Here is a 21,497-nt window from a genome sequence, read left to right as displayed (position 1 = left end):
CATTCTAAATAGAGAATAATTAATTCCTAAAAGTTCCATCTTGTAGGGAAAATACTTCTTTACGTTAGCGCAATATTACGTTTATCTTAATTGCAGTTAACCAAGAGTTAGCAATGTAACCAAGTTAAAATAATTAAAACCAAGAGATAACAAGAATGAAATTCAACAAGTTTACAACCTCACTCCTACTGGCCGGCCTGTGCGCAGCCGCCACCGCACAAGCCAGCGACGACAGATACATCATCCAGGTAGATAACAGCAAGAAGGGCGTAGTCAAAGCCCTGGCTAAAAAGATGGGAGCAGAGCTGCACATTGATGGTGATGGCTTCCTGGCTGCCACTTTTAGCGGCAAAGAACTCAGTGAAGTGAAGGGGCTGCTGAACAACCCGCACATCAAACTGATTGAAGTAGATCAAAAACGTCAGCTAATGGGTTTATACAACGATGATGCCGGTGACCCGATGCAGCAACAGGTTGCTCCTTATGCGTATTATCAGTCACAGGCCAACCAGGTGACCTTTGACGCCAATGCCGGCATGAAAGTCTGCGTTATCGACTCAGGTCTGGACATGTCAAACCCGGACTTTATCTGGGGTAACATCACGGGAGACAATGACTCTGGTACGGGTAACTGGTATGAGCATGGTGGCCCACATGGCACACACGTAGCCGGTACTGTGGGTGCTGCGGATAATAACATCGGTGTGATTGGTATGGCACCCGGTGTAGACATGCACATCATTAAAGTATTCAACGCTGAGGGCTGGGGTTACTCTTCAGACTTGGCTCACGCAGCCAACTTGTGTAGCCAGGCAGGTGCCAACATCATCAGCATGAGTCTGGGTGGCGGCGGCGCAAACAGCACCGAAGAAAATGCCTTCGTCAGCTTTAATAATGCGGGCGGCCTGGTGGTTGCGGCAGCAGGTAACGATGGTAACAATGTACGCTCTTACCCGGCGGGCTACCCGTCAGTCATGATGGTGGGTGCAAATGATGCCGACAATAACATTGCTGACTTTTCTCAGTTCCCAAGCTGTCAAAGTGGCAAAGGGAAAAATGCCGGTGAAGATGAGACTACATGTGTTGAAGTCACGGCTGGTGGCGTGGATACCCTATCTACTTACCCGGCAGGCCTGGCAACCTCATCCAGCCTGAGCGTTGACGGCACAGCATTCGCTTCATCCGCGATGGAAAACAGTGGTAGCGTTACTGCATCCGTATACTTTATGGGCACAGCGGAAGCGACCGACGCCGGTGCCAGTGGCAAAGTTTGTCTGATTGACCGGGGCAATATTTCTTTCCACGACAAAGTCGCTAACTGTGAAAACTCAGGCGGCATCGGCGCTATTATTATCAATAATGAAGCAGGCATGCTGTACGGCACACTGGGTGATACCAATACCACCAGCATCCCGGCAATTGGCGCCGCATTTGAAGACCGCACCGCCCTGCTGGCATCTTCCAGCGCAAGCATTGTGATTGGCACATCGGATTATGGCCTGATGAGCGGCACATCAATGGCAACACCGGCTGTATCGGGTATTGCAGCCCTGGTTTGGTCAAACCACCCAGAGTGTACTGGTCAGGAAATCCGTGCGGCACTCAAAGCAACGGCGCAAGATAGCGGAGCGGCAGGTAAAGATGTGTACTTTGGCTACGGCATTGTTAAAGCAGCAGACGCAGATGCGTATCTGACTGCCAATGGCTGTGCCGGTGGCGGTAATGGTGGCGACCTGCAACTAACAGCCAACGGGTACAAATCAAAAGGCAGCAAATATGTTGACCTGAACTGGCAAGGTGCCTCTACATCTCAGGTAGATATTTTCCGTAACGGTAGCAAGATTGTCACAACCAGCAATGATAATAGCTACACAGATAGCATCAGTGGCAAAGGTGGCGGTAGCTACACTTACCAGGTTTGTGAGCAAGGCAGCACATCGGCTTGCTCTGAGACTCAGACTGTTGTGTTCTGATACCAAAATGTCTGTGTGATGGTGCAAGATTAATATGCGCCTGAACACCTGACAAAGTTGGTATCTCCCAACCAAGATTTACTTTTTTATGCGGGCATATGTCCGCATTTTTTATGGGCTTTTTTCTTTAAGCTGGTTACACTAAGCGCAACAATACCAAACAGAGCACGTCATGCTGAACCCCGAATTACTCGCCTCCTTTCTATTTGCCAGCTTTATTATTGCCGTTGCTCCAGGTCCTTCAAATGCGTTTTTAATGGCTCAGACCTTTACCAATGGTCGCGCAGCCGGTATGCAGAGCGCATTTGGCTTTGCCCTGGGAGGCGTTATACACACGCTATTTGCCGTGATTGGCTTGTCGGCCATTCTCAAAGCATCTGAGACGGCGTATACCACAGTACAATACTTAGGTGCCGCTTATCTTGCCTATTTGGGTATACGTACTTTTAAAGATACCCTGTCCAAGTCGAATGAGTGCGATGATGAAAAACCCCACGTCAGTAATAAAAAGCAGCAAAATGTGATGTTTCAGGCGATGATGACCGAAGTACTAAACCCTAAGGTTGCTTTGTTCTTTATTGCGTTTATTCCCCAATTTGTCGATCAGAGCCTGAGCACATCAACCACAGTACAACTTGCCATGTTCGGTTTACTCTACCCAATTCTGGCCTTTCCCATTGATTGTGTGTATGTTTACAGCGGCGATAAAATCGCCGGTTATTTTCGCGCTCACCCCAGTGCACCCATTTGGATAGACAGGATCTCTGCCTTTATCTTTATCGCACTGGCTATTAATTTATTATTATGAGGTAAGTATGGATACCAAGTCGCAGGTCATTCCGGCTAAAAAACGCATCGCGCTGGTTGCGCACGATGGCAAAAAGCAGGCCATGGTAAGCTGGTGTCAGTCACACCTGGACAAGCTTGCTGTGCATCAACTGTACGCCACGGGGACAACCGGTAACCTCATAGAAAAAACCTCGGGGTTAGCGGTCACTAAGCTGCTCAGTGGTCCGATGGGCGGCGATCAGCAGATCGGCGCCAAAATCGCTGAAAATGAAATCCATATGCTGATTTTCTTCTGGGATCCGCTCGCTTCACAGCCGCACGACCCGGACGTTAAGGCACTACTGAGGCTGGCCGCGGTGTGGAACATCCCCGTTGCCTGTAATGAAACGACCGCAGATATGTTGTTGTCTTCTATGATGATGACCACCCCCATTGAGCGCCAGCTGCCCGATTACGAGCAATATCTGACAGATCGCCTGGCGCTATAAGAACGGTTTTTTATTGATATAAACGGCTGGCCCATTTGGTCAGGCCAGCGGTCACACTACCGAAGTTATCGCCATTGACCATAGGAATGTCGCCCAGACGTTGCTGCAGCGCGAGCTTTAACAACGGAGACTGAGCGCTACCGCCTGTCAGATAAATCACATCAGGACGCCTGCCTGCATCCGCAATGGCCTGCTCAGCCAGCACGGCTGCCTGCTCAAGACAGCTGGCCACCGACTCAGCCATTTCCCGTGCACTGATGTCGACACTCAGGGCCTTATCCAGGAAGTCCAGCTGCGCGCTATGTGAATCCTGATCGGATAACGCGATTTTGGCCAGCTCGCCCTGACGGACAAATTGATGGGTCATCTTACTGCGCTGAATTTTCAGTAATCGCTCAAGCTTTTCGGGCTCGCAAACATCTCGGAGCATACCGCTCAACTCTCGCTGCATTTGTGCGCTGTAAAAATCACTTTGCATCTGAATGTCGTTGATTTTGCATGCCTGCCAGAACAGCGGGTTTGGCAACGGCAGGCCGGATGTAAACTGGCTGCCAAGACCGCAAACCGGCATCAGGGTATGAAAAGCCAACGCGATATCCAGGTCGTTCCCGCCTATGCGCTTGCCGGTGTGAGCCAGAAAATCGGCGCTACGATCAGCTTTATCGCGAAAACCCGGTCCCATCTGCACAAACGAGCAATCACTGGTACCACCGCCAATGTCCACTACCAGTACCTGCTGATCCTGGTCCAGCCGCGACTCGTAATCGATCCCCGCAGCCAGCGGCTCATACAAAAACGCCACCTCTTTAAATCCCGCGCGCTTTGCGGCCGTCGTGAGGATATCTATCGCCTGGCGGTTGCTTTGCTCCCCACCAATGGCCTGAAAGTTGACCGGACGACCAATCACTGTGTGGCTAAGCGGTTGCTGCAAGTGGTGCTCAGCACGACGCTTCAATTCCATGATCATGGCCGTAGCAATGTCTTCAAAAAATGCCAGCTGCGCCGGCTTGAGACCCACGGCACCAAAGAAAGACTTGGGCGATTTGACGAAATACCCTTCTTCCGGAAAGGCAATATATTCTTCTATGGCCTGCTGACCAACAAATACGCCTTGCTCACCGGGTGCTAAATCCAGCTCTCGTCGTGCCATCGCAGCACTGTTTAATAAGGGTTTACGTGCGCTCTGATAATCCGCAGCCAGGGCAGAACCCGCCAGATTATGCGCCACATACTCGCTCACCAGGCTGTTGTGAAGTGCGTACAGCGTAGACGGCAGGTAGGGCTTGCCCTGATCCAGCGGTACCAGCGTCACGTTATCGTTATCCATCACACCGATTGCGCAATTAGAGCTACCGTAATCAAATCCAGCTATCATTTGTCACCTCACGACCATAAAAAAGGTCGCGCACTGTATCACAGCGCGGTGGTAAGTAAAAGCTTGGGGCAACTGAATTGCCACCCACCTTTTACAAAGGCTGCCTGACACGCAAAAAGCGCGCAAACCTGGGCTTGCCAAATTTCGTGACTCCCTGATAACGGTAAGTCACCTGACTGCCAATCGGAGGCGGCTCGCGGCGCTGCGCGTCACTAAAGCCGGTGCCAATCTTAAATTCAATCCCCTCAGGAGTTTTAACCCGGATGGCTCCCATCATGCCCTGGTATTTGCCTTTGCCTGGCAGATGCGCAATCACTTGCGCCTCGGCGTCAAAGTAGGGTTTATATTTCAGGATTGCCGAGCTTCGGCCGCTTTGGTGGACCGCCTGGCGCTCATGCAGCATCACCCCTTCGCCACCGCGTGCCAAAACCTGCGCAAAAAAGTCATCCAGCTCAGCCTTGGTGGCAAAATGATGTTGTTTGACCGCACGAATATGTGGCTGCCCAAGCGTCTTGATCAGCCGGCTATAAGCCTGATAGCGCTGCACAAAGGGGCCTGCAATATCCGGTGCATCAAAGATCAGATACTGCACCTTGCGCCAGTCCTGCTCCGATGCCCGATGACGACGCACCACCGCACTGACAAACTCAAAGCGCGCATACCCGGCCCATAGCTCTCCATCGAGCGCGATATCCGGTAAAGCTGAGGTAAACCACTGCGGGGCATTAATAGGCTGGCCACTACGGGTTAGCAGCTGCCTGCCATTCCAGATAGCTCTGACGCCATCGAATTTTTCGCTACTGAGGTAATGCGTGACCGGCCGCTGTGCCTGGTATACTTTGGCCAGTTGCACGGCAGGGGTGGGGTTTGCATAGGTGTATTGCAGCTGGCACAGGCACGCCAGCAGAAGCCACCCAATTAGTTTGGTGTTCATCGCTACACTCCTTGTAGACAGGGGTTAATTTATTCCATCCCTATGAGCATAGCGCGGACTGATAAAATCGCCAGCAGCAAATTAGCGCACCATGCTTGTGCGGATCAATCTTGACTGAATAAGGATGCCAGCACCCCTTGTGCCGCTTGCAGAGACGACACTTGCCAGGTCGCCCGGGAAAAGTCCTGCTTTGCTGAATGCAGATTGGGAATAGCCATAACCCGTAATCCGGCTTCACACCCTGAAGTCAGCCCGGTTGTGGTGTCTTCAATGGCAATGGCCTGCTCTGGCTCTAATTGCAATAAACGCAAAGCCTGCTGATAAGGTTCAGGATGGGGTTTTGGTTGAGTCACATCATCTTTAGTAACAATACAGTCAAAGAAGTGCAGCAGCTTGTAGTGCTCTAATACGGGAATGGCCTCTGCGCGGGTACTGCCAGTCACCAGTGCCAGCTTGCCCTGCTGTGCAGCAAACTCAAGGATCTCTCGTGCATAAGGCATCAGCCTGGGTTGCATGGTGGCCGCAGTATCAACAAACAGGCGGTTTTTTTCTTCACACAATGTCGATGCATCTGAGGACAATTGGTGGCGCTCACGCAGCACCTGAGCAGTTTTCAGCGTGGGCACGCCAGAAAACTCATCACAAAATGCCTGCTCGCTGTACTCTATGCCAAAAGGCGCCAGCACGCGCAGCCAGCTGTGATAATGGAGCGCTTCCGAATCCGCCAGCGTTCCATCAAAGTCGAATAAGATTGCCTTTAAACTCATCAGTGCTCCATTTTATATTATTCTGCCTTCGCAGGTGGCGTTTCGTGTGCAACTTCACCGCTGTCCTTTTCTACCAACTCATAACCGCGTGGCTTTCGTATTACTTTAAGCACCGGTTTATCGAATGCCGTTTGTAATCGGGTGAAGTCGGCTTTCAGGTCATCAATACTCTGACCATAGGGTGATTCACCGGTCTCTGACCAGTTGACCGCCTTACCATTTTCATTGTACTCAACCGCATGTACCTGATACTGCTCTGGCGCATCTTTGTTGGCTTCACAATAGATAACGCGGTAATTCCAAAATGCGGACATATTTTCTTCCTCTTAATTCTGTGTATCCCATACTTTACCAGCCCCGGGAATTAGTTGCATGACAGTATTAATAAAAAACCCGTGAATGGCGACCATTCACGGGTTTTCAGTTTAATTTAGGGTGAAATTAAAAGAATTTCACTTTGAACTCAGCACCAACAAAGCGCTCTTCGTTCAGCATACCTGTGTTGTTGTTAAAGTCTACACCACCGATAACCACCTGCTCATCGAACAGGTTACGAACGAATGCCGATACTTCGTAGTCGTTGTCGCCAGAGTTCCACGCGTAGCCCGCACGTACACCGGCTTCAAATAGCGCTTCGCCTTTAAATTCAATCGACTCGTACAAGAAGAAGTCGATTTCACTGCGATAAGACAGGTCGGTGTATACAAAGAATTCACCGCCTTCCAGCTCTTTGGTGTAACGCAAAGTGGCGTTTGAGATCCACTCTGGCGCATGTGGCAGGCTGTTGCCGTCTAAAATAGCACGCGCTTCAGGACCGTTTGGACCTTGGATTGTGTATGTCGGATCAGTGACTGTACACTGAGCACATACCGCAACTGCCAGCGTGTCATCTTCCAGCTCGGTTTTGTTATAGCTCAGGTTAAAGGTCGCGTTTAGCTCATCCGTTAACACCCACTCCGTGTCTAGCTCAAAACCATAGCCAGTCGTTTTATCAGCGTTAATCAGACGGTTGAAGTTAGAACCACCACCTACGGCTGTCAGCTGTTGGTCATCCATCTGGAAATAGAACACGGTTGCGTTCACACGGCCCTGACCGTCCAACACATCAGACTTCACACCAAACTCGATTGAGTTAGTGGTTTCTGACTCAGCCACAGTGACGACGTCACCGAACAGGATACGTCCCTGAACACTTGGTGCACGGAAACCGTTTGCCAGGCGACCGAACAGGTTCACATCATCCGTCAACTTGTAAGTTGCACTTAGATCCCAGCTTACATGGCTGTCACTTGGATTTGCACGACCTTCCAGGAAGTCTGGAGAACCGTTCCAAGGCGTCGGGTTATCCGTTCTTTTTGCGTAGAAATCTTTTTCATCGTCTGAGTAGCGCAGACCCAGTGTCACGTCTAGCTGCTCAGATACAGAGTAATCAAATGAACCAAACAGTGCCCATGCCGACGTCTCTTGCTCCTGGACCGCATAGCCGTTTTGCAGGCCATAGTTGCCAGCGGCTTCATCGTATGTGCCAGTGTCAAAGCTATAGCTCTCAATAGTCAGGTCTTCTTCAAACAGGAATAAACCAACCTGATAATTGAAGTCACCCGTAAAGTTACTTGAAAGGCGAAGTTCCTGCGTGTACTGGTCATGCTCAGGAATGGCATCCGCTGTTTCAGAAGAAAACGGAATAAAACCTGGGCCCATTGTTGGGGCAAAGTCATTACCGTAACCACCATCAACGTCTGCACGTGAGTAAATTTCAGCACTTTCCCAGCCACTAATAGAAGTAATGGTGTGCTCTTTCAGATCCCATTCAAGCTTCAGGCTCAGGCCTTGCGTGTCGACTTCTTGCGTAGAGCGGGATGCCGCGTCATGGTATACCACATCGTTATCGTACAATGGGTTAATGTTGTTCGAGCCTTTCTCAATCAGGTTAGCACGGAACGCGATAGGACGGCCGTCCAGGTCACGCACGTGATAATTCAACAGGCCAGTGAAGTCGTCGCCTTCATACAAAAATTGTACACGTGCAGCCATTTCGTTGTAGCCACCCAGTGAATCTTCTTTTTCAAAGCCAGGCGCTTTCACATCGATATAGTCAGGCTTGTCCTGAACCAATACAGACACACGAGTAGAGATTTTATCAGTCAAACCAGTACCGGCGGCACCCTCAAAATCAATTGAGCTGTTGCTGCCGTAAGAAACCGCGGCATAACCATCGAATTCCTGACTTGGTTTAACGCTGTCGAACTTAACCAGACCTGCTGGTGTGTTACGACCAAACAGCGTTCCCTGAGGGCCACGCAATACTTCGATGCGGGCAATATCAAATACCGGGAAGCCTTTTAGAATAGGGTTTTCCTGAACCACTTCGTCAACCACCAAAGAAACTGGCTGAGAGGCGTTCAAATCGAAGTCGGTGTTACCCAGACCACGAACATAAAAGCGTGGGAATGTACGTCCGAATGAAGATTCAACCGACAGACTCGGGATCTTGGCATTCATAAAGCGGATATCCATACCAGCTGAGCTGTATGCATCCAGGTTGTCGCCTTGTAAAGCAGACACAGAAACTGGCACTTCTTGTGCGTTCTCAACACGCTTACGCGCGGTGATTTGGATCACTTCCAGTTGATTGCTTTTAGCTTGCGCTTCTTCTGCAAGCGTAGAGAATGAAGTACCTGCTACAGCAGAGAACAACGTCGCATTGATTAAAGTTGCTAACGTAGATCTTTTCATTGCTTTCATGTTGGGATTTAACCTTTTATATGCACTCTTGAGTTCAACGGTTTTGATTTGGGCGCCGTATCACAATGGCTGGTTCGCTCAATTTTACGCGCAAATGACGAGCAGCGCGGACCTCACTAGCGAGAGTGCAAAGCGACTATGTGAGGCTGAACGAGACGGCCGTAATTATAGCAGCAAATTTTCAAATTGCTGCAATTATGCATATAAATTTTCCACATTTTTGTAAATATCGTGAAAGTTAGCTAAGAGTTAACAACTTTTCGCAACAAAAAGCCTCAAAATAAGGACATTTGTCCTTACCAAACTCTTGCCTATATGATGGCAGGAAAAGGATTTACCGAATTGAAATACAGGTGTCATTGTCTCGTTCTCATCAACAACCCGTTAGTGACGTCCCTAGAAAACAAACACCCGCTACAATGTTGTCTGATAAAGCACAGCTTACCCGTTTGCAGAGCAAAGCGAGCCAGACAGACTCATAGCAAGATACTTTGTTTAGTCACTATAGATAATGCAACCGGATACCATCCGCCCAATGGTGGTAACCGGTGTCATGAAAGCGACGCCATTGTATAAAAGCGCCGTTACGAAAAGGAGGACATTAGACCGCACCGGGTCAAATTATTAGCTTGTTGGATTTACTAGCTTTACTAAGTCACTTTTAAGTGTTGCTGGGTCATACTGGATGACTGCAACAGAGGCCGTTGCAAAGATAGGCATTTCGCCCGGTACCAATTGGTCAACCAAATAGCTGACTATCGGCATATGCGCCACAACCAACCAGGTATCCAGGGTGTCGTGCATGCTTATCAAAGTTTCCAGGTAGTCGACAGCCACAGCAGCATTGCCACTGGGCACAATATCCTGGCAGGTCTGCTCAAACGATACCGGGTTATTTTGCAGTACTGCCCGTGCCGTCTGCTGCGCCCTGATATAGGGGCTCACAAGAACAGCCTGTGGTGGATAATGTTGAGCTAGCCACTGACCCATCTCAACAGCCTGAGTATGACCGCGGGATGTCAGTGTTCTGGCCGCATCGTTGGCCTGCATAGGACCCGCTTCGCCATGGCGCATGATCAGAATTGTTTTCATAGCACTCCGAAAGTTGGCAAGAAAATTAAAAGCAAGCTGTAGCTATTGCCCCAAATTGTCCGCTATATTAAAACAAAAGCACCTAAACCTTAAGTTTAAATACAGGCTAATTCAGAGGTGACCGGCTATCGCAACGACCCAGAGTGTCGGTTGCCAGTAGTAGCACGGAAACAGCAGCCACGTCTCTAACTATTATATCGGCGGCACACAATTGAAACTGAGTAATAATGATAAAAGAAATTATCGTCACCTGACACTGGACAATGGTCTTAAAATTCTCCTTGTAGAAGATACATCAAGCAATAAATCCGCCGCCTCACTGGCCATCAATGTTGGCCATTTCGACGATCCGCAGAGCCGTCAGGGCATGGCGCACTTTGTTGAGCACATGTTGTTTCTTGGTACCCAAAGTTTTCCTGTTCGGGGAGAGTTTTCGCAATTTGTCAGCCAGGCCGGTGGGCAAAGTAATGCCTGGACGGGCACCGAACACAGCTGCTATTTTTTTGATTGCCGCGCCCCGCTGTTTGAGCAGGCCCTGGAGCGGTTCAGTGAATTTTTTTACGCGCCCCTGTTTACTGAGGACGCGCTGCAGGATGAGCGCAATGCCATTGACTCTGAGTTTAATCTTAAAGTTAAAGACGATAACCGCCGGATCATTCAGGTCCACAAAGAGACCGTCAACCCGGCCCACCCGTTTGCCAAGTTCTCTGTGGGTAACCATAACACGCTGGCCGACCACAGCGGCAACTTTAAACAAGAGATAGAAGCCTTCTTTGACGCCCATTATCAGGCGCAGTGGATGACGCTCGTGTTAGCCGGGCCTCATAGTCTGGATGAGCTGGCCAGGCTGGCAAATCGTTACTTTAGTGCCATTAACGGGAGTAACACACCAAAGCCACCCATTCAGGTCCCTTTATATCGCCAGCAGGACTTGGGGTTGCTGCTACATATAGAGCCGCGCAAGCACATGCAAAAGCTGATTGTCAGCTTTGCCATGCCCGATGTTGAGCGCCTTTATAAGTTTAAAAGCCTGAGCTTTTTGGCTCACTTGCTGGGTTATGAAGGCGACGGCTCGCTGTACGCTATTTTAAAGAAAAATGGCTGGATCAATGCCCTGTCCGCAGGGGGCGGTGTCGATGGCAGTAACTTTAAAGACTTTAATATCAGTTTCGCACTGACCGACGATGGCATTGAATACTATGAAGACATAGTCGAGATGCTGTTTGAGTACATCAGTCTGATAACCGAGCAACTCGCGTCTTTACCGGCGCTGTATGAAGATAAAAAGCGGCTGCTGGAACTGGCGTTTGAAAACCAGGAGCAAAGTAAACTGCTCGACTGGGTCAGTGCCCTGAGCATCAATATGCACCATTATGATGACGACGACATCCTGTACGGTGATTACTGTATGACCGCCTTCAATCATGCCCTGCATGAGGAGCTCATGGGCCTGTTGTCACCGCACAATATGCGTCTGATCCTGATCCACCCAGACATCACTTGTGAGAACGATGCCACCCGTGAGGTCGCACAGTGGTATAACACGCCGTACCAGGTCGAGCAGATCAATGCCGAGTGGCTGCAAACCCTGGCAAACATTACCACGCCGCTGCCCGAGATGCGCTTGCCCGCAGCCAACCCATACCTGGCGTTCGAGAACCGCCTGTACGACATAGAACCGGGCCGCAAAACGCCGACTCTGCTCACCGACAGACCCGGGTTTGCCTTCTGGTTTAAACAAGACACCCGCTTTCGTGTCACCAAAGGCCATTTCTACTTAGAGATAGATTCTCAACGTTCAGTCGAAAGCCACAAGAGTATGGCGATGACCCGGCTGTTTGCCGACTTGTTTATGGACAGTGTTGCAGAGCAATTTTATGCCGCAGAACTGGCTGGTTTGAGCTACCACCTCAGCTCTCATCAGGGCGGCTTAACACTGCAAACCGCCGGTTTGTCTGCCAGTCAGCTCAAACTGGTGCTGCAACTGGTCGAAGCCTTGCTAAAACAACCCATTAGTGCAACCCGCTTTGCTGAATACAAGAAGCAGTTGATCCGGCACTGGAAAAACCACAATAAGAGTAAACCCGTCAGCGAGCTGTTCAGCTTATTGGGCGCACACCTGATGCCGTGGAACCCAACCCCGGAACAACTGGCCAAGGCGCTAAAAAATATCAGCTTCAATGAGTTTTGCCTGTTTCGCGAAGACTTTTTTAAGGCCATCCATATTAAGGCCTTTATGCACGGCAACTGGCAGCTGGATCATGCCCTCGACATGCAAAAGCAGCTTCATGCCCTGTTTGCCTACAGTGAAATTCTCGACGACCTGAAAAAGCCGCTCAACCCAATCACTTCGCACCAGCAAGTACACATTGAAAAACCCGGAGCGGAGCACGCGTTCGTTGAGTATATTCAGGCCCCCACTGCCAGTGTCGAAGATAAAGTCAAAGTGATGGCGTTTAATCAGCTGGTCAGTCAGGATTATTTTGAGTCTCTGCGTACACAGCAGCAGCTGGGGTATCTGGTTGGTGCGGGCTACGCCCCCTTTAATACCCGAGCCGGCATTGCTTTTTATGTGCAGTCATCCAGTTATGACAGTGAGACTTTACTGCAACGTCACCATCAATACATGGCGGATTTAATTGCCCAGCTGGATAGCTATGAAGCCACTCAATGGGCACAGGTGAAAGCGGCATTGCACGCGCAAATTGCAGAAAAGGACAAAAACCTGCGGCTGCGCTCACAGCGTTTGTGGATAGCCATTGGCACCGATGATCACACCTTTGCAATGCAAGAGAAGCTGATAGCAGCGCTCGATGCGCTCACCTTTGACACCCTGAAACAGGATATAGTCAAACTGCTCTCAATCGAGCGCGCCAGGATCACGCTCAGGTGTAATTAACCCCTGCCCGCAACAGTTCGGCGCCTTTGCCAACAGGCGCCGCTGTGTCGGGCTCTGCTTTCGGACCTGTCTAACACGCCGTCAACAGCCAGCTACTACGCGGGCTTAATGCGTGAAATTCACTCAGACATGCCAGCTGGGCCCGAAAATAGGGATTTTTTCTGACTTTCTTTTTGACTCTGCCTGGGGCTTAGATTAGATTAGCAATTGTAATTGACTCTTTAAGCCTTATGACGAAAACAACAACTATAAAAACAATTACATCTATTTTGTTGCTTCTGGCCTGGCCGACCATGAGTGCGCCCTTGCCCACAGGTATTATGCAAAATCAACATTTGACACTGATTATTTTGGTGGGCGTCGTCACAGCTGCAACTTTGCTCTATCTGGCAGTCTCGAATCACAATACAAAACGCGCACTGAGGGCACTTCGCCATTCAGAGCAACGTCTTAAAAGCACGGTCGAAGGCAGCGGCGATACCCTCTGGGACTGGAACATTCGCAGTGGCGAAATCAATCGTATAAACGACAAGTTTATGATGGACACCACCCCAGGCACTCACCTCATCCCCAACGCCAGCTTGATCCACCCTCAGGACCTGCCACTGGTAGAAAAACAGTTAAAGTTACATTTTGCAGAAAAAACCGCCTTCTTCGAGGCCACCTACCGGGTTAGGAACAGCCTGGACCAATATCACTGGGTCCTGGATAAGGGCAAAATCATCGCAAAAGATGAAAACCTTAACCCACTGCGCATGACGGGCACTATTCGTGATATTAACCACCTTAAAAGCACAGAAGAACGCCTGAACCTGTTCGCTAAGTGCGTAGAATCTCTGACCGACGCCATTGCCATCTACGACCACACTTTCAGGCTGGTTGATTTGAATCCAAGTTATATTCGTATCTTCGGCGGCGTGCGAGAGCAGTATATTAATACCGAATTTAAGCTTCCCGGATATGATGCTCAGTTTATCCGCCAAATTAAGGCGGCATTAAAAAAGAGCGAACACTGGCAAGAAGAGCTGAAGCTATACGATCAGACAGGCACTATGCTGCCAATCGAGATCTCCATTGACGAGATTAAGAACAATCACGGCCACATCACCAATTATGTTGTGGTCTTTTCTGATCTGACCGAACGCAAAAAAGCCGAATCGCAACTCCATAACTTGTCGAACCGTGACCGCACCACGGGCCTGCCAAACCGCAACCTGTTCTTCACAAACTTGAAAAAGCTGGTTGACCAGAAGCGCGATCACGCGTTGCTGGTTTTTGACTTAGATAACTTTAAAAAAATTAACGACTCCCTTGGCCACCAGCTGGGTGACAGCTTGCTGGCAAAACTGGCCATGCGACTTAATAAATTGTGTCGCCAGCAGGATACCTTTTACCGCCTGGGGGGCGACGAGTTCGCCCTGGTGATGTCGGGCACCAATGACATTCATACCATTACCAAGGCCGCTAAACAGTTTCTGGCCGTTATCGCGACCCCGTTTAAAATGGCCAATCATGAGCTGGTGATCACCTCCTCGGTAGGCATAGTGTTATTCCCGGAAGATGGCAGTACACCAGAGATCTTGCTCAAAAATGCCGATACCGCCATGTATCATGCCAAACAAAAAGGTAACCACTACCTGTTTTTCAATGACTCTATGAATGAGCAAGCAGTTAAACGCCTGCAAATTGAAAACCTCATGCGCTTTGGATTAAAAGAAGACCACTTTGTGGTGTATTACCAACCCAAAATGGACATTGCCACAGGTGCTCTGGTTGGCATGGAAGCGCTGGTGCGTTTCATTACCCCCAAAAAAGGCGTGATCAGTCCGGGGCTGTTTATTCCCATTGCAGAGGAAACCGGTCAGATTGTCGAAATAGGTGAAGTAGTACTCGATAAAGCGTGTAAAGATGTCAAACGCTGGATAGATCAGGGCCTGTTCAACGGCCGGGTTGCGGTAAACCTGTCAGCCAGACAGTTTAGTTTGCCCGACCTCACCGCGCGGATAGACCTGATCTTGCAAAAGAATCAACTTCCTTCTTATTTTCTCGAGCTGGAAATTACGGAAGGGACGGTTATGGATGATCCACAAGAAGCAATTTCAATTATGCGCTCTTTAAGCTCACGCGGGATCCACCTGGCCATGGATGATTTTGGCACCGGCTACTCCTCGCTCGCCTATCTCAAGCAGTTTCCGCTGAATACCCTCAAAGTAGACAAAGCATTTGTGGATGATATGAACACAGAGCGCGGCTGTAACATGGTAGACTCGATAGTCACGATTGCACATAACCTGGGCCTTCACGTGGTGGCGGAGGGGGTTGAGCATGAAGAGCAGCTGCATCAATTACAGCGCCTGAACTGTCAGACGATCCAGGGTTACTACTACGCCAAACCACTTTCAGCCCAGGAGTTTGAACAGTTTCTCCGCTCTCAGCACAGCGAAAAGCCCGCTTTGCAGTTGGTTAATTAACAAGCACCAAACGATTATCCTTCCTCATTCAGGCGCGCAGCACTGAATAACTTTGTCCGACTCGCCTGAGCCAGGCCAGCCGATAGTGCGCCCGAAACAAGATCCATACCATAGGCCCAGCTAACGCAGCTAAAAGCACCCAGGAACGCCTTGTAACCCCGGTACAGCGTAATTCATTGAGCATCAGCAGCCCACCCAGGCACATTAATACAACGTACAATACCAGCACTCAGCCTCCGTAATCTCGTTTTAGATGTACCCGTTAAGCCATGCACTGAGACACGTTAAGTAAATGGGTAATTTTTTTCTCGCATAGTGTACAATAAGTCTAAAAAGCACGCAAAAACACTTAAATTGTTGCAAAATATTGCATTATTTAATTTAATACGTCCCCAGAAACGCTTGGTTTCTCATTCAGGCAGCTGGAAGAACGCTCTCCTGAGTGAACAAATAATCGCTAACTTATTATTTTAAATAAGCATTATTTGTTTTGACGCTGATATAAGCGAAGCAAAATAGTGCATTGGATCTTGGGCAGATCCGAACACCCGCTACTTTTGCTGGCGATCCGGTTTGATTTTCCTACACTTAGGATAAGCCGAACGGGATTGTAAGCTTATGCGTGCCAATTTGATTGCACTTTCACCGTATGTGGAACATACCCACAGTCGGATGAATGTTTAATGAAGTGGGCATTTGTCATTTGGTCATGGTGTGGTTAGCAGTCAAAGAGTGGGAGTAAACTCCTCCTTGAGCAGATTTGAAATTGGAACTGTAAAGATAAATGGACTGGTTAACCTCTGTGCGGTTTAAGACGTATTTTTCTCGTCTGAGTGAAATATACTGATATTGTTGCGCAGCTTAGATAAGGTTATTCAGGTATATTCCTATTTGGTCTTAACTGACTGATAGTTTTTACTTATTCCCAATTACAGAAATCTCACAAAAGCTGCTAAAATCAGCCCCATGTTTTGTTAATTTAATTTGTTATTTCAAGGACACGGGCTATGGATCAGAAATTCGTACATGAGTATTTACAGGCTAAGCCTGGGACCTTTATCACAAAACCGTTTGCACAGGACGTGGACGTTTACAAGGTACAGCACAAGATGTTTGCTACCTTATATGAAGGGAAAGAGGGTCAAATGGGTGAGAATGGTGAGCCAGTGTGGTGGCTTAACCTAAAATGTGATCCGGATGAAGCGCTATTGTTACGTGACAAGTACGCTGCAATTGTGCCGGGTTATCACATGAATAAACGACTTTGGAACACCATCGTACTAGATGGCAGCATCCCGGAAGAAGAGATCAAACGCATGATAGATGACTCCTATCAGATAGTGGTTGATAACTTACCCAGCGCGCAACGCGCAGAGCTTGACCGTCTTACTCAATCTTAGAGTGGCCGTCATTATTGGTTTCCCTCGCACCCGGTGCGAGGGCCATTTTCTCTCTCCTTTTCTTTAAACCGCCTTTGTCATTCTGATGTCAATTATCCCTGTTTTAATGACAGTGATTTCCACAACGCAGAATAAAGACAATGAAAAAAACACTGATCTCACTAACGCTATTGGGCTTACTCAGTGGCTGTGCCCTGGATGGCGACGACGGACAAACAGGTAAACAAGGCGAGCAAGGCCTGCAAGGTGAAACCGGCCAGGCAGGACAACCCGGCGATAAAGGCGATAAGGGAGACGCTGGCGCACAGGGTGAGCCGGGTATACAAGGCCCGCAGGGAGAAAATGGCGCACGCATGAGTGGCGACTTGTCGGCACAACTCGTTGGCCGGGCCGTGTTGAACGTGGCAAGTCCGGAAGGGGCTGCCGAAATCGTCGCTTACCATGGAGCCAGTCAACGTATCTTTGCGCTTGATAGCTCAGGCGACACACCGCAAATTGCCATCATTGCCGCTGCGCAGATCGATGCGGATAAACTCAGCAAAGACAACCAGGGAGTGGTCACAAACACCAATTTAACGGTCACCCAAACCATTGCAGTCAGTGAAGTGGTGGCAGCCGATGCAAACAGCCTGGCCATTCATGGCGATATGCTTGCCGTTGCGATGGCACGTGCGACCGGCGAAACCGGGTTTGTATTGGTCTACAATATTGCCGAACAAACGCCTCAGCTACTGAAATCCGTCGAAGTCGGATACCTGCCTGATATGGTCACTTTTAACCAGGACGGCAGCAAAATCCTGGTCGCCAATGAAGGTGAACCGGCAGGTGATTACAGTGTTGATCCACAAGGCAGTATCGCGATTATCGACATCAACAACGGACAGGTTGCCAGTCAGGCCACATTGTTAGGCTTCGAAGCCTTTAATGAACAGCAAGCCCAGTTACAGGCGCAAGGTGTGGTCTTCGCTAACCCAACCGGGCGCACCATCAAAGGACAGGCAATCAATACCAGCGTTGCGATGGACCTTGAGCCTGAATACGTCACGGTCAGCAAAGACAACCGCTATGCCTATGTGTCACTGCAAGAAAACAACGCCCTGGCCATTGTTGATTTAAGTGATAACTCACTAACAATAAAAGGCCTGGGTTATAAAGACTGGGGTAAATGGACGCTGGATGCGTCCGACAAAGATGACGGCATTAACCTGCGTCGCTACCCGGGGTTATACGGCATGTACCAGCCGGATTCTATTGCCACCTACCAGTGGCAGGGTGCCAACTTTATTGTCACGGCTAACGAGGGCGACGGGCGCGAGTATTTCTTCCCCGCAGCCGATGAAGCCGAGTGTACGGCCAATGGCGGGCTGGATTACGACGAGGATGATGGCTGTCTGGCCTATACCGACGAGATCCGAGCCAAAGACCTTACCCTGGCGGATAACTTTTCATATATCAACAATGACAACGACGACCTGGGTCGCCTAAAAGTCACTACAGTGATGGGCGATCAGGACAATGATGGTCAATACGAAAAACTCTACACCTATGGCGCACGCTCGTTCTCTATCTGGGATCAAAATGGTGCCCGGGTATTCGACTCCGGCGATGAAGTGGTGCGGATCACCTCGGCGCTGCATGGCGCACAGTTCAATAACGATGAAGATACCAACGAAGGAGACACCCGCTCAGACGCCAAAGGTGCAGAGCCAGAAGCGCTGACACTGGGACAGATTGGTGAGCGCACTTATGCCTTTGTCGGGCTTGAGCGCATGGGCAGCATCCTGGTCTATGATGTCACCAATCCATTTAATGTCACCTTCACGACTTACCTCATCAACCGGGGTCTTGAGGAAGGCGCGGATATTTCAGGTGATCTGGCACCAGAAGGCATGACCTTTGTCAGTGCCGAGGAAAGCCCCACCGGCACACCTTTGTTGATTGTTGGCAATGAAATTTCGGGCAGTATTGCTATCTGGTCGCTGACTCAGAAGTAAAACCGCTCGTCTTGTGCTGTGGCTGTTCCGTGCTGTACATTACCCAGTGTATAGCTCAGCCACAGTACAGGGTTCTGAATGACCAAAATTGCACTACTCACCAGCGGGGGCGATGCCCCCGGCATGAACGCCGCCATCCGCGCGATAGTACACAGCTGCCAGCACCATCAGTATGAGTGCATCGGCTTTTTCCATGGCTACAACGGCCTGCTCAACGATGAATGGCAAGCGCTGACACATGCTGATGTCGGTAACATCCTGCAATTTGGCGGTACGATTTTAAAAAGTGCCCGCTGCCCGGCTATGTGCTTGCCAAAGGGCCCTAAGCAAGCTGCTAACACGCTCAGAAAACACCAGATTGATGCCCTTATCGTGATTGGCGGGGACGGCTCATTCAGAGGCCTGGAGGCGCTCAAGGCGCACTGGGAGGGTCAGATCATCGGTCTGCCCGGCACGATTGATAATGACCTGGCGGGGAGCGACAACACCATTGGCTTTGCCACTGCGGTGACGACCGCCACCCATGCGATAGATAAAATACGTGATACCGCCAACGCCTTCGAGCGGGTGTTTATTGTCGAGGTCATGGGGCGGCACAGTGGTCATATTGCCTTTAACGTTGGGCTGGCAACGGGCGCGGAGGCCATCCTGTCATTTGAAAACTGTGATCCCGCCGATACCGCGCCTCAGCTGGCACGACTGATCTCACAGATCCAGGTGCAGCAGCAACATAACCACGACAGCTTTGTGATTGTGCTTGCTGAAAACCTCTGGCCGGGTGGACCTCAGGCACTTAAAGCACAACTGGCCGAACAAGCTGGCATTGACAGTGCCGTGTGTGTACTGGGGCATATTCAGCGCGGAGGCAGCCCTGCGCCGGAAGATCGCCTGCTGGCCACAGAGTTAGGGCTGGAGGCGGTAAATGCTGTCAGCCGCAACCAGGACAGAATTATGATTGGTAAACAGGGCAGCACCTTACAAGCTGTGCCCCTGAGCGGGGCTATCAATGATGGCAAGCCGGTCAATGGCCGCTGGGTGGCGGCACACGAAGACGTGCTCACCGAGTATCTAATCAAACACAGTGAATAGCTCGGCGTTTAACCACAAGTGAACCAGGATGCTGGCGGCATAGCCCAATGCAATGACCGGCGTCCATTTGAGGTGGCCAAAGAATGTATAATAGCCTCTGGCCTGACCCATTAACGCCACCCCCGCTGCTGAGCCGATGGACAGTAAGCTGCCGCCCACACCAGCGGTCAAAGTGATCAGTAACCACTGACCATGTGACATCTCGGGTTGCATTGAGAGCACCGCAAACATCACCGGAATATTATCCACCACGGCGGATACCACCCCCAGGAACACGTTAGCGGCGGTTGCGGACCAGCCGCCATAAAGCACTTCAGACATCAGGCTCAGATAACCCAAAAACCCTAACCCGCCCACACACATAACAATGCCGTAGAAAAATAACAAGGTATCCCACTCGGCCCGCGACACTTTGGCAAAAACATCAAAGGGCACCACGTTACCAAGCGCCTGTAAACGCTCCTGATCGCCTGCCTGCTGCGCCGCAGCACGCTTTTTATCCAGAGAATTGGGCAAGGTGGTACGCAAGAAGTAGCCAAAGAATTGCAGGTAGCCCAGGCCCATCATCATCCCCAGCACAGGAGGCAGATGTAGCAGGCTATGGCAGGAAACCGCCGTGGCAATGGTGACCAAAAAGAGCACCATAATGCGCCTTGCGCCGCGTTTTAGCTCAATTTGTTCATCACTTGCCGCTGGCTTCTTATTCTTGACAAACAGGCTCATGATCAAAGCTGGCACCAGGTAATTCGCCAGCGCCGGGAAAAACAACGAAAAGAATTCAGCAAAATGAACGATACCGGCCTGCCACACCATCAGCGTGGTGATATCGCCAAAGGGGCTAAATGCGCCACCGGCATTGGCAGCCACAACGATATTAATGCAGCTGAGGTTAATAAACTGCTTATCACCCTGCCCCACCTTCATCGCAACCGCACACATCAGCAAAGCGGTGGTCAGGTTATCGGCAATCGGTGAAATCACAAAGGCCAGCAGCCCGCTGAGCCAGAACAAGGTACGAAAGTTAAAGCCACGACGCACCATCCACACCCGCAGCGCATCGAACAAACGGCGCTCCTCCATGGCATTGATATAGGTCATCGCGACCAGCAAAAACAGCATCAACTCCGAAAACTCAAGCAGATTATGGCGAAAAGCATGCTCGGTCAGCTCAGGGATCTCATTCATGACGTAATAGCCACCGATCAACATCCAGATCAAACCTGCCGCCACCAGCACTGGCTTAGATTTACGCATATGCAGCTTTTCTTCCAGCATGACCAGAATATAGGCCAATACAAAGATGGCGATACAGATCCAGCCAAGGGTGGCCGAGGTGAGATCTATGGGGGTTGCAACATGATTTGCAGCAGCCGATAAGGCCACCGGGTGCCAGAGCACACAGAGTATGGCGAGCAGAGCGTAAAGCGAGTTTTTCATGAGTTATCAGATCCGAAACAGAATTAAAACTTGGTTAATTTGAG

16 protein-coding genes are annotated in these 21,497 nt (G+C 50.0%); 8 read left to right on the top strand and 8 right to left on the bottom strand.

The features are described from left to right. Positions 1 to 155 precede the first annotated feature (155 nt). From TW77_RS14490 to TW77_RS14480, 3 genes are all read left to right on the top strand, one after another. Complete coding sequence (locus TW77_RS14490) at positions 156 to 1,973, top strand: S8 family serine peptidase (RefSeq protein ID WP_046005701.1); 1,818 nt, start codon at positions 156 to 158, stop codon at positions 1,971 to 1,973. A 172-nt stretch (positions 1,974 to 2,145) separates the two neighbouring features. Beyond that, a complete protein-coding gene (locus tag TW77_RS14485; RefSeq protein WP_046005700.1) occupies positions 2,146 to 2,781 on the top strand; it encodes a LysE family translocator in 636 nt (211 codons plus the stop codon). A gap of 7 nt (positions 2,782 to 2,788) precedes the next feature. Continuing rightward, positions 2,789 to 3,250: a methylglyoxal synthase gene (locus TW77_RS14480; protein ID WP_046005699.1), complete on the top strand. Its 462-nt coding sequence runs from the start codon at positions 2,789 to 2,791 to the stop codon at positions 3,248 to 3,250. 10 nt (positions 3,251 to 3,260) lie between these two features. On the opposite strand, the gene yegD is transcribed toward TW77_RS14480, so the two are convergent. The 6 genes from yegD to sixA form a co-directional block, all read right to left on the bottom strand. Further along, positions 3,261 to 4,625 (bottom strand): molecular chaperone, encoded by a 1,365-nt coding sequence (gene yegD, locus TW77_RS14475; RefSeq protein ID WP_046005698.1) that lies wholly within the window; start codon positions 4,623 to 4,625, stop codon positions 3,261 to 3,263. A 91-nt stretch (positions 4,626 to 4,716) separates the two neighbouring features. Continuing rightward, positions 4,717 to 5,559: a DNA ligase gene (locus TW77_RS14470; RefSeq protein WP_052713204.1), complete on the bottom strand. Its 843-nt coding sequence runs from the start codon at positions 5,557 to 5,559 to the stop codon at positions 4,717 to 4,719. Between the two features lie 104 nt (positions 5,560 to 5,663). Further along, positions 5,664 to 6,326: an HAD family hydrolase gene (locus TW77_RS14465; protein WP_046005697.1), complete on the bottom strand. Its 663-nt coding sequence runs from the start codon at positions 6,324 to 6,326 to the stop codon at positions 5,664 to 5,666. A gap of 17 nt (positions 6,327 to 6,343) precedes the next feature. Beyond that, positions 6,344 to 6,640, bottom strand: coding sequence for a hypothetical protein (locus TW77_RS14460; RefSeq protein ID WP_046005696.1), 297 nt, complete (start codon positions 6,638 to 6,640; stop codon positions 6,344 to 6,346). A gap of 127 nt (positions 6,641 to 6,767) precedes the next feature. Further along, the gene (locus TW77_RS14455) at positions 6,768 to 9,071 is read right to left on the bottom strand and encodes a TonB-dependent receptor (RefSeq protein ID WP_046005695.1); all 2,304 of its coding nucleotides are present in this window, start codon (positions 9,069 to 9,071) and stop codon (positions 6,768 to 6,770) included. A 624-nt stretch (positions 9,072 to 9,695) separates the two neighbouring features. Then, positions 9,696 to 10,163, bottom strand: coding sequence for a phosphohistidine phosphatase SixA (gene sixA / locus TW77_RS14450; protein WP_046005694.1), 468 nt, complete (start codon positions 10,161 to 10,163; stop codon positions 9,696 to 9,698). Positions 10,164 to 10,374: 211 nt separating this feature from the next. Between sixA and TW77_RS14445 the strand changes: the two genes are divergently transcribed. Together TW77_RS14445 and TW77_RS14440 are read left to right on the top strand one after the other, a co-directional pair. Continuing rightward, the gene (locus tag TW77_RS14445; protein WP_046005693.1) at positions 10,375 to 13,062 is read left to right on the top strand and encodes an insulinase family protein; all 2,688 of its coding nucleotides are present in this window, start codon (positions 10,375 to 10,377) and stop codon (positions 13,060 to 13,062) included. 293 nt (positions 13,063 to 13,355) lie between these two features. Beyond that, positions 13,356 to 15,533: a putative bifunctional diguanylate cyclase/phosphodiesterase gene (locus tag TW77_RS14440; protein ID WP_046005692.1), complete on the top strand. Its 2,178-nt coding sequence runs from the start codon at positions 13,356 to 13,358 to the stop codon at positions 15,531 to 15,533. A 28-nt stretch (positions 15,534 to 15,561) separates the two neighbouring features. Here TW77_RS14440 and TW77_RS25205 read toward each other — a convergent pair whose 3' ends face one another. Continuing rightward, complete coding sequence (locus TW77_RS25205; RefSeq protein WP_156158681.1) at positions 15,562 to 15,762, bottom strand: hypothetical protein; 201 nt, start codon at positions 15,760 to 15,762, stop codon at positions 15,562 to 15,564. A 778-nt stretch (positions 15,763 to 16,540) separates the two neighbouring features. On the opposite strand from TW77_RS25205, the gene TW77_RS14435 reads away from it, so the two are divergent. From TW77_RS14435 to TW77_RS14425, 3 genes are all read left to right on the top strand, one after another. After that, positions 16,541 to 16,933 carry an MmcQ/YjbR family DNA-binding protein gene (locus TW77_RS14435; protein WP_046005691.1) on the top strand — a complete coding sequence of 131 codons (393 nt, stop codon included), beginning with the start codon at positions 16,541 to 16,543 and terminating at the stop codon, positions 16,931 to 16,933. Between the two features lie 140 nt (positions 16,934 to 17,073). Further along, on the top strand, positions 17,074 to 18,927 hold the full coding sequence (locus TW77_RS14430; RefSeq protein WP_046005690.1) for a choice-of-anchor I family protein: 1,854 nt from the start codon (positions 17,074 to 17,076) through the stop codon (positions 18,925 to 18,927). Positions 18,928 to 19,005: 78 nt separating this feature from the next. Beyond that, positions 19,006 to 20,016, top strand: coding sequence for an ATP-dependent 6-phosphofructokinase (locus TW77_RS14425; RefSeq protein WP_046005689.1), 1,011 nt, complete (start codon positions 19,006 to 19,008; stop codon positions 20,014 to 20,016). Here the strand turns inward: TW77_RS14425 and nhaD are convergent. After that, complete coding sequence (gene nhaD, locus TW77_RS14420; protein ID WP_205623875.1) at positions 19,996 to 21,453, bottom strand: sodium:proton antiporter NhaD; 1,458 nt, start codon at positions 21,451 to 21,453, stop codon at positions 19,996 to 19,998. The genes TW77_RS14425 and nhaD overlap by 21 nt on opposite strands. Positions 21,454 to 21,497: the final 44 nt, after the last annotated feature.

Source organism: Pseudoalteromonas rubra, assembly GCF_000967655.1.
Classification (GTDB): Bacteria; Pseudomonadota; Gammaproteobacteria; order Enterobacterales; family Alteromonadaceae; genus Pseudoalteromonas; species Pseudoalteromonas rubra_A.
This window is presented reverse-complemented; position numbering and strand designations above follow the sequence as displayed.